Here is a 9816-nt window from a genome sequence, read left to right as displayed (position 1 = left end):
TTACGGCTGTCAAAGCGGTGCAGACCGCGATAATACTCAGACTGCAATTCTTCAGGATCAAAGTCCGGCTCATCATAGATTTGGGCATCGTGCGCCATTTTGGTGGCGTATTCGACTTTTTCAGATTCACTTAAGGCTTCAAAAAACAGGCGATGCTCTTCTTTATAAGCTTTCTTCTCCAGCTTGATGCCTTTGAGCGTATTATCAGCCCAAGAGTTGTAGTCTAAAACATTTTTCTTAATTCGTGAAAACAACAGATAGGAAACGATGCCGCCCAAAACCGGAGACAATATCCAAGATAAGGCAATTTCGCCCAACTTGTCCCATTGAATCAACGCAACAGAATCCACACCGTTCAATGCCGCCATACACAGAGCACTACCGACGATACCGCCGATAATGGCATGTGTAGTGGAAACCGGCAGACCTTTGTGCGATGCGAAAAGCAGCCACAATGCCGCAGCCAAAAGCGCAGACATCATAATGAAGACAAACTGCATCGGATCCAGATGCATGCCATTCAAATCGACAATACCCTTACGGATAGTATCTGTTACCTCGCCGCCAGCAATCACTGCGCCGCTGACTTCAAATACTGCCGCAATCAGCAAGGCTTGCGGAATGGTCAAAGTGCCGGAGCCGACACTTGTACCGAAAGAGTTGGCAATATCGTTACCACCCACATTAAACGCCATGAAGACGCCGAAAAAGGTAGCAAGGATAAACAGGCCGGAGTGGTTGTAGTGGGTATAACCCAAGCCCCAATAAATAAAATAGCCGACCATGCCCACAAGCATAGCGGCAAAAACCGTATTAATCAGCTTCAAGTTCGCACTCGACTGAGTTTGAGCCATGGAAAGTTTCCTTTTGGAAAACATGTTGAGTCGCGTTATTTTAACCTTTTTGTAATCTTTCTTGCACCAACTATTTACATTAAATGCCGAAATTCCCGTAAAAACGTCAAAAGGCGTTAAAATGTCATTTTACCTTCTCTTTCTGTAACCGAAATGCAACCCCAATACTATATCGGCATCATGTCCGGAACCAGCATGGACGGTGCCGATGCCGTACTGATTCAAATGCAGGGCAAGCAATGGCAACGCGCCGTTGCTCATAGCTTTCTACCCTATTCAGACGGCCTGCGCCAAGAATTATTGGCACTGCAAGACATAGGCGAAAATGAATTGCACAGAAGCAATATCCTGGCGCAAACACTCAGCCGCCTATACGCCCAAACCGTCCAACAACTATTGGCAGAACAAAACCTGTCGGCCAAAGACATTGCCGCGATCGGCTGCCACGGACAAACCATCCGCCATGCGCCTGAACACGGTTACAGCATTCAACTGGTCAACCTCCCACTATTGGCCGAACTGACCGGCATTTTCACGGTCGGCGACTTCCGCAGCCGCGACCTTGCCTGCAACGGTCAAGGTGCGCCCCTCGTCCCAGCTTTTCACGAAACACTGTTTCAAGATGCGAATGAAACCCGTGCCGTACTCAACATTGGCGGCATTTCCAATATCAGCATCCTCCCGCCCGACACCCCTTCTTTCGGCTTCGATACCGGCCCCGGCAATATGTTGATGGACGCATGGATGCAACATATTTGGCAGCAGCCTTACGACAAAAACGGGGAAAAAGCCGTACAAGGCGAAGTCCTCCCTGACCTGCTCGCTTCCCTGCTCGACCATCCTTACTTCAGCCGCCCTTATCCGAAAAGTACAGGCCGAGAGTTGTTTTCCCTAAGCTGGCTTCAAGGCCGTCTGAAAGGTAATGAAAAGCCGGAAGATGTGATACGTACATTGGTCTTTTATACTGCACAAACCATTTTTGATGCGACCAAACAAGCTGCTCCGGCGATTCATAATCTTTATATCTGCGGCGGCGGCATCCGCAATCCGATTTTGATGCAAGACTTGGAAACCCTGTTTTCTCCCGACACCAAATTGCACAGCACAGCCAAGCTCCATCTTGACCCGCAATGGGTCGAAGCAGCCGCTTTTGCCTGGCTTGCAGCCTGTTGGTGCAATCAAGTTCCGAGCAATCCCCACCATGCAACCGGCGCACATTCACACCGAATTTTAGGATCAGGACATTACGGCAACTAAAGTTGAATCAATAAAAAGGCCGTCTGAAACGTTTGAACTGCACCCCAAAAGTTGGACATCCCCCCTCCAACTCACAAGGTGCAGTTTTTTTTATGAGCAAATATACATTACACTTCAAATACCAAGCCGTACTCCACTACCTGCACATACGCAGCCAACAGCGTACCGCAGACCACTACGGCATCTCCCGAACCCACCTGCGACGATGGATACGCGCCTATCAAGAAGGCGGCATCGGCGCACTCGAACATCCCCAATCCAAAACCATGCCCCAACACCGCAAAAACCCCTTTATCGCCGACAAACCCGACCAAGAAAAAACACAGGCAGAGCTTATCGAAGAGTTGTGCTATATGCGCGCAAAGGTTGCCTACCTAAAGGAGTTAAAAGCCCTCAGCCAAAAGCGGACCGAAAAGGACAAAGCCAAACCGTCCAAACACTGAGGGCGCAACACCCGCCCAAATACCTGCTGCACATCGCAAACCTGCCCAAAAGCAGCTTTTACTACCACCACCAAGACCGACCCGACCCCGATGAAGCCGACAAAGCCCTTATCGCCGAAATCTACGAACGGCATAAAGGACGCTACGGGCAAAGGCGCATTGCCGCAGCATTGGATTGGAACCGCAAAAAAGCAGCTCGGTTGATGAAGCAGCTAGGACTGAAAGCCCTCATACGGGCGAAAAAAGCCTACCGCCATCCCGCCATGGGCGAAATATCGGAACACCTCCTCAAACGCCTATTCACAGCCGAAAAGCCCAACGAAAAATGGCTGACCGACGTGACCGAACTCAAAGGAAAGGACGGCAAACTGTACCTCTCGCCGATCTTGGACCTGTTCAACCGCGAAATCGTCGCCTATGCCATGAGCCGCAATGCTAACAGCGAAATGGTGAAGGAAATGCTCGAAAAAGCCGCCCCCCGGCTGACCGGCGAAGGAACGATGCTTCATTCCGACCAGGGTGTGCAGTACCGTACGGCGGGGTATAGGGAATTGCTTGCGGAGCATTCCATGATTCAAAGCATGTCGCGTAAGGCGAACTGCTGGGACAATGCGCCGATGGAGAGTTTCTTTGCGGTGTTGAAGACGGAGTGTTTCTATAACGCAGGTGAATTGACGGTGGACGAATTGATGAAGCAGATAGATGACTATATGGATTACTACAACCGCGAGCGTTGCAGTTTGAAATTGAAAAAGCTGAGTCCTGTCGCATACAGAACCCAGCTTACACAGAGCGCCTGAATAGGCTTTTATGAGTGTCCAAGATTTGGGGGCCAGTTCAGGGTTCAGACGGCCTTTACTTATTCTTCTTCCGGCAAACGGTTGATTTTCACACGGGCAATACGTTGCCCATCCTTCTCAACCACTTCAAAACGCCAGCCATGATAATCAATGAAGTCGCCCACATCAGGAATACTTTGTAACTCCTCCATAATCAAGCCGGCAACGGTATGGAAGTCCGCATCTTCCTCTTGAGCAGGCAGATTTAATTGAGAAGCCAATTCCACATACTCCAATGCACCATCCACAGACAGCGTTTCATCCTGACTGGCCGGAACAGCTTCTTCTTCCTCACGCTCAAACTCTTCGGGGAATTCACCGGCAATGGTTTCCAACAAATCTTTCATGGTCACCATACCCAACACTGCGCCAAATTCATCCACCACCAACGCATAATCCGCGCTGCTTTGACGGAACAATTCAATCGCATTCAACGCCGTCGTACTGTCCGGCAAAATCAACGGTTGGCGCAAGGCCGTCTGAATATTGATTTCACCCGATTCAAGCAGCTGGTTCAGCAAATCTTTTTTACTGATATAGCCCAAAGGCTCATCTACACCCGCCTTACCGACAACCAACAAACGGCTATACGGCGTATTTTTCAACTGCGTATTTTGTTCTTCCCGACTTTGGGAAATATCCAATTTCTCGATCTCCCGACGCGGAATCATCACGCCCATAATCGGACGCTCCGCCAAAGTCAGCACACTGCGAATCATGGATTTTTCGTTTTCTTCAAAATGCTCGTCATCGCCGCCATTATCGCCTGCTTTTGCCAAAATGCTTTCGCGGATACCCATCATACCCAACACATTTTCAGCGGTGCGCTTACGCCAAGAAGTGCTGATGTAGTCATTTTTACGGGCATTCTTTTGCGAAACCTGATTAAACAGTTCGATCAAAATCGAGAAGCCGATCGCCGCATACAAATAGCCTTTCGGAATATGGAAATGGAAGGCTTCCGCAATCAGACTGAAACCAATCATCAACAAGAAACCCAAACACAACATCACGACGGTCGGATGCTTGTCGACAAAAGCAGTCAACGGTTTGCTGGCGGAAATCATCACCGTCATTGCCACAACAACCGCACCCATTGCCACCACAATATGATCCACCATCGCCACTGCCGTAATGACAGAATCGATAGAGAAAACCGCATCCAAAATCAAGATTTGCACCACAACGCCCCAAAAAGCAGAATGCTTCTTCTGCCCTTCAGCAACAGCAAATTGATTGTGGCCTTCAAGGCGTTCGTGCAACTCAGTAGTCGCTTTATAAAGCAGGAAAATACCGCCGGCAAACATAATCATATCTTTACCGGAAATCTCCAAGCCTCCCAGCTCAAACAAAGGACGCGTCAGCGTCATGATGTGCGCCATAAAGCCCAGCATGAAAATCCGAATAACAACGGCCAAACCCAAGCCCGTTATCCGCGCCCTATCACGTTGCGATGGTTTAACCTTGTTTGCCAAAATCGCTACGAAAACAAGGTTATCAATACCTAAAACAACTTCCAAAACCAGAAGCGTGGCAAAGCCTATCCAAGTATGCGGCTCTGCCAACCAACTGAAATCCATAATGATTGTGTTCCTTTAAAATACAAAAAGGCAGCCGTTCCGCTTAAAACGGACAGACTGCCAAAGTTCGGACATAAATAAAGGGAAAGAAGCGGTATAACAACTACTCTGCTCTGCGTCTTTCATGAAAAATTTATGCCTCGGTCAAAAATAATGGCAAACAGTTTATCAGTTTGACGAAAGAAAGGCAAAGTCTGACAGCATATCTTCTTTTAAAAACAGCCTATACCATCACTTGCCAGCTTTCAGACGGCCTTTTCTACTTGATAAAACCATCAATCGGCGCATAACCCAAGAAATCTGCCTGATCATTCAATATCACAACCCATTCTTTACTTCGCGCACTGGTAAATGGCAAGAAATACAATTCTTTCCCATCGTTTTCCAGCGAAGCCTGTTTAAAAATTGACTCCTCACTCATGCCACGGGCTTTTGCCAAGACAGACAACGGTTTCATTGCCTTACGAATTTTCTCACGTTCCTGCTGCGAATCTGGCAACCACCAAGAAGGCCTCATACTCGGTTCAACACCTTTCAAAGACAAATCAAGACTTTGGTTAGCTTCATCCGGACCCGTTGCTTCACGCAACCCAACACGACGCGCGCCAAACCAAGATAAATCCTGCAAATCCTTCGGGGCATGGCTCAAATCATTTACATCAATTTCTGCAGCAGTTACCACATTTATCCTATCGGTTTCAAATGCAGCAACCACTGGACGTGCCAAAGATACACTATATAAACCATAAATCAAAGCAGCCAGCTGAATCATGCCGATTAAGGAAAAATCAACAATCCTCTCTTTAAGTTTCTTGCTCGGACTGGCAAGAATCAAAGTCAGCAACGGACCACAAACAATATCTACTGAAATGACCAGTTTATATAAAGCCAATCCACCTGTCAGCTCGGCATACGGATAAGGATACCAAACTCCAAATACCAACAAAGCGGCCAATCCTGCCAAAATCAGACTAATCAACAAGTGCCATGCCGCATTTTTTAATGCGAACCGAAAGCGTGATGAAGAATGTAATGTATGTGAGTTTTCCATAGATAACAATAAGATATTATTTTTCTATAAATATTATGTATAGCTTAAAAAATAAATGAGATATTTAAATATGCTGGTAGGCCGTCTGAAAATTGAAGCATTAAGTACAACCATCTCACCACGCATTATCAATATGTTAAAAATACTAATAAATAGATAAAATAAAAACCACCATGCAACATGGTGGTTTTAAAATTTGGCTCCCCGACCTGGGCTCGAACCAGGGACCTGCGGATTAACAGTCCGTCGCTCTACCGACTGAGCTATCGGGGAATTAAAGATGGAATTATATAGAAAATATCAGAAATCTGTCAAGCAACAATCTATATAAAAACAAAAATATTTTTAGGGGCTGTACTAGATAACCAGAATAAATTCTGCTTTACTAATTGTTTTAAAATAGAAATTTGAACTTTTATTTCACCGTGGTTAAAACGCCATTCACATTCCTTCAAATACAGTTCAAAATGCTCTTTGGGAATGCCGTTAAACTTACGTAAGTGGCGTTTTGCCTGATTCCAAAAGTTCTCAATTCCGTTGATGTGATTTTGTCGATCAGCAAAATGTGTGCTGTGATTAATGCGAAAGTGGCTAAACTCACTCACATCAAGTACGTCATAGCTTTTGTAACAATCAGTATAAACAATACTGTCAGGCTTTACTTGCTCACGTATTATCGGCAATAAAGTGGCAGTTTGTGTATTGGGCACAGCAACGGTGTAAACCTTGCGTTGCGCTTCAGAAGCCCGAATACAACCACTTTGCTGGCTGCACCGCGACCGCGTTTGCCTTTGCGCTGCCCGCCAAAATAGCTTTCATCAACTTCTACTTCGCCATCAAACATTTCCAGATGCGGGCTGTTATGAAAAATCAGTACACGTAAACGATGAAAGTAATAGGCTGCTGTGTTTTTATTAACACTGGCTAATTGCGCTGCTGTGCGTGCGGTAACACCTGCAATAAAACAGCTCAATCAGTTTGTTTTGTTTGTACTGACTTAAACGGCTTCTTCTCATAGGGATTATTCTAACCTGAAATTAGATTTCCCTAGTTATCTAGTACAGCCCCTATTTTTATATCTTTTTAATTTATAAAACTTTTATAAGATTTCAGCAATTTGTTTGGCTGCACGTTTCGCATCTAACAAAATCAAGCCCAATTTACCGCTTTCTTTTGCCATCAATGCCAACACTGCTTTTTCACCTGCTTGACTCAACAGAATATAGCCGTTTTTACCTTTAACCATTACCTGATCCAACTCACCGCAAGCCAACTCACGCACGGAACGATTGCCCAATGCCAAAAGCGTTGCCGACATCGCGCCTACACGGTCTGCATTCAGGTGGGAAGGCAGCATGGTTGCGATCGGCAGGCCGTCTGTAGAAATAACTGCAGAAGCAGTGATATCAGCAGAGGTATTGTTCAAATCGCTTAATACAGAGATTAATAGTTGTTGCATAGTCGCTCCATTCTAAAATAAATATCGGTCAGGCAAAAATCAACGGCTGCCGTATCGGTGGTACAGCACTTTAACCAAAGTAACAAAAGCCTCTTTATTTAAGTCAGGCATTCCGCCAATTACCAAAATCAGCTTGGTCATGCCAATATACAGAGGGAAAAAGGTCAATTCACTTTGGCCTGATGGATCACAAATACCCCATGCGCTATTATTGATATGCAGGTTATTGCGAATCAAAAGACGGTGATTGTCTTCCATTTTGGCCACTTCGCTCGCCAAAAGGCCCAACTCTTCCGCAGCCTCGTGATGGAAATTGGCATTGGCAAAATACAAACCGTTTTCATCAGCCAATAAAGCTTTGCCAGAATTAGACAACTGTTCCAACAATGTAGGCAATTGCTCGTCAGTCAAATGGATATCGTCTGTGCTGATTTCCTCATCACCATACAAGAATTCCAAGCGTTGGAGACGGTACAGCAGATTCAAAGCGGTATTGATGTCGCTGGTATCCGCCCACGCCAAGATTTTTTCGCTGCTGATGGTTTCAGACGGCTCTGCACGCAACAGACCATACAATAAAGTTCTGCTGGCACTGGGCGTATCACTTGAAACAGCATAATACGCACCCGCCGGTGTAATCTTAGGATATAAATTTGCTTGTAAAGAGAGTGTCGCTTCCATCTTATACCTCTAATCCGGGGTCAATTGAGAACAACATGGCAGTAACCAATTGTCTTACATCGTCTTTTCGACGCGCATCAATCTCAAAAACCGGTACATTAAAATTATTCTGTGCTAAATATTTTTGATAAACATCCACGCTTGGTAAGGATCGGATATCCATCTTCGTTACCCCTACAACCAGAGGCGCTTTTTTCAGCAACTCCCGGAATGCATCCAAGAAGAATTGCAAGTCTTTCAATGGATTGCTTCTTGTATTATCCAAAAGAAGCACCAAGCCCATACTGCCTTGGCTCAGAATTTCCCACATGAAATTAAAACGCTCCTGACCAGGCGTACCATACAGGTGAACCTTAGTTTCCTTATCCAAATGAATGACACCGTAGTCCATCGCCACAGTCGTGTACCCCTTACGGACAAGTGTAATATCGGATGCGGATGCATCGGTTTGAACCGGAGGTTCATCAGATAAAGCTGAAATTGCAGTGGTTTTACCTACGCCAACAGGACCGGTAAAGATAATTTTATTTTCTTTCATGACGTGTCCTTTACGATTTACCCAGCAACTTACGCATCAGGCGTTGTAACAGGCCGCGAGGTTGTTCTTTCGACGGACCGGCAATTTTTTGAGCCTCTTTGCTCATTGCTGTTTCAGGTACGTCTTTGCTATTCACATCAATCTGTTCGTTCAATGAAGGCGTATTGTTCGCATCAGTTGCAAACTCTGTATCTGTCGCCAAAAAGCCTGTCATATATGTTGCCGATAAATAGTTCAAAATATCAGGCATTTCTAAAGGCATGACTTTATAGAGGATGTTCAGATTAACAGACGTTTTCGTCAGAAATGCCGACAAACGCATAGATTCTGGAACATGTGCCAAACGGGTTAAGTTTGGCCACCGCTTGAGTGTAAAGACAGTTTGCGGCGTCATCGGATAAATCAGACGGCCTGATGCAGTCCAAATAGCCATTTGCCACAAGCATGACATAATGGTAACTTTGGCTTTTTCTTTCCATTGAGGATTATCAGGAACAGCCTTACACACGACAGCCAAGTTATCGTTCTTACACAATTTCTCCAACTCGTTGGCACTGACTGTCAACAGTACTCGCTGGATGCTAGGAAACACGATTAATATCGGCTTGCCTTCATGCAAGACAGCAATATCTTGGTGTCCTTGACTGGCAAATTTTAGCGCGCCCAACAAGCCTTTATTTGGATTAAATCGGCGAATGGTTGCTTTTCTTGTGCCATCTGAATTTGATTGTCTTTTATTCTCTTCAGCCGCTTGTTGTTCAGACGGCTCAAAAACATTGCCGCCTTGAGCCAGGCTGCGCAAAACAGGAAACAAGGTATCGAATTTGACCGGCTTAGCCAAATAAGGAGTCGTTACTGTCGGCAACTCGGAAGAAAACATAGCCACAGGTACTTCCGGATAAGTTTTCTTCGACTCTTTCCAAGCTTCTAAACCTGCCGGAGTATCGGTATCAACCAATACCAAATCCGGTTTTTCATCAGAGTCAGGGGAAACGATGACGTAATTCGTCGTATTGTGCATTTTAAATGCCATACGGAATACCGCCTGCTGTTGCTCGCCCATCTCCTGTAACATAACCCGTATGGTTTTAATTTTTGGTAAATGATTATTCAT

Annotated in this window: 10 protein-coding genes, 1 tRNA gene and 1 pseudogene; 3 read left to right on the top strand and 9 right to left on the bottom strand. The window is 45.6% G+C overall.

Translation table 11 applies throughout. The features are described 5' to 3' along the window. On the bottom strand, positions 1 to 854 hold an 854-nt coding region (locus ACTHSP_RS05075), incomplete at its 3' end, for an inorganic phosphate transporter (RefSeq protein WP_440345741.1). A gap of 153 nt (positions 855 to 1007) precedes the next feature. On the opposite strand from ACTHSP_RS05075, the gene ACTHSP_RS05070 reads away from it, so the two are divergent. From ACTHSP_RS05070 to ACTHSP_RS05060, 3 genes are all read left to right on the top strand, one after another. Then, complete coding sequence (locus ACTHSP_RS05070) at positions 1008 to 2111, top strand: anhydro-N-acetylmuramic acid kinase (RefSeq protein ID WP_049350995.1); 1104 nt, start codon at positions 1008 to 1010, stop codon at positions 2109 to 2111. A 92-nt stretch (positions 2112 to 2203) separates the two neighbouring features. Beyond that, positions 2204 to 2554 (top strand): helix-turn-helix domain-containing protein, encoded by a 351-nt coding sequence (locus ACTHSP_RS05065; RefSeq protein ID WP_371464591.1) that lies wholly within the window; start codon positions 2204 to 2206, stop codon positions 2552 to 2554. Then, positions 2458 to 3354: an IS3 family transposase gene (locus ACTHSP_RS05060; protein ID WP_371464590.1), complete on the top strand. Its 897-nt coding sequence runs from the start codon at positions 2458 to 2460 to the stop codon at positions 3352 to 3354. Before ACTHSP_RS05065 ends, ACTHSP_RS05060 begins: the two co-directional genes overlap by 97 nt. Positions 3355 to 3413: 59 nt before the next feature. Here the strand turns inward: ACTHSP_RS05060 and ACTHSP_RS05055 are convergent, their stop codons facing one another. The 8 genes and pseudogenes from ACTHSP_RS05055 to ACTHSP_RS05020 form a co-directional block, all read right to left on the bottom strand. Beyond that, positions 3414 to 4973: a TerC family protein gene (locus tag ACTHSP_RS05055; RefSeq protein ID WP_049350842.1), complete on the bottom strand. Its 1560-nt coding sequence runs from the start codon at positions 4971 to 4973 to the stop codon at positions 3414 to 3416. 259 nt (positions 4974 to 5232) lie between these two features. Continuing rightward, positions 5233 to 6024 carry a hypothetical protein gene (locus tag ACTHSP_RS05050; protein WP_049350843.1) on the bottom strand — a complete coding sequence of 264 codons (792 nt, stop codon included), beginning with the start codon at positions 6022 to 6024 and terminating at the stop codon, positions 5233 to 5235. Between the two features lie 197 nt (positions 6025 to 6221). Further along, positions 6222 to 6297 (bottom strand) — tRNA-Asn (locus ACTHSP_RS05045). A 50-nt stretch (positions 6298 to 6347) separates the two neighbouring features. Next, positions 6348 to 6868, bottom strand: a pseudogene (locus ACTHSP_RS05040) (IS1595 family transposase). 255 nt (positions 6869 to 7123) lie between these two features. Then, the gene (locus ACTHSP_RS05035) at positions 7124 to 7483 is read right to left on the bottom strand and encodes a roadblock/LC7 domain-containing protein (RefSeq protein WP_003684442.1); all 360 of its coding nucleotides are present in this window, start codon (positions 7481 to 7483) and stop codon (positions 7124 to 7126) included. A 39-nt stretch (positions 7484 to 7522) separates the two neighbouring features. Next, complete coding sequence (locus ACTHSP_RS05030) at positions 7523 to 8164, bottom strand: hypothetical protein (protein ID WP_003679679.1); 642 nt, start codon at positions 8162 to 8164, stop codon at positions 7523 to 7525. A gap of 1 nt (position 8165) precedes the next feature. Next, positions 8166 to 8702, bottom strand: a complete 537-nt coding sequence (locus ACTHSP_RS05025) for a GTP-binding protein (protein ID WP_049328997.1) — start codon at positions 8700 to 8702, stop codon at positions 8166 to 8168. Positions 8703 to 8712: 10 nt separating this feature from the next. Next, positions 8713 to 9816, bottom strand: coding sequence for a response regulator transcription factor (locus tag ACTHSP_RS05020; RefSeq protein WP_003684312.1), 1104 nt, complete (start codon positions 9814 to 9816; stop codon positions 8713 to 8715).

This window comes from Neisseria sp. P0001.S005 (assembly GCF_051963715.1).
This window is presented reverse-complemented; position numbering and strand designations above follow the sequence as displayed.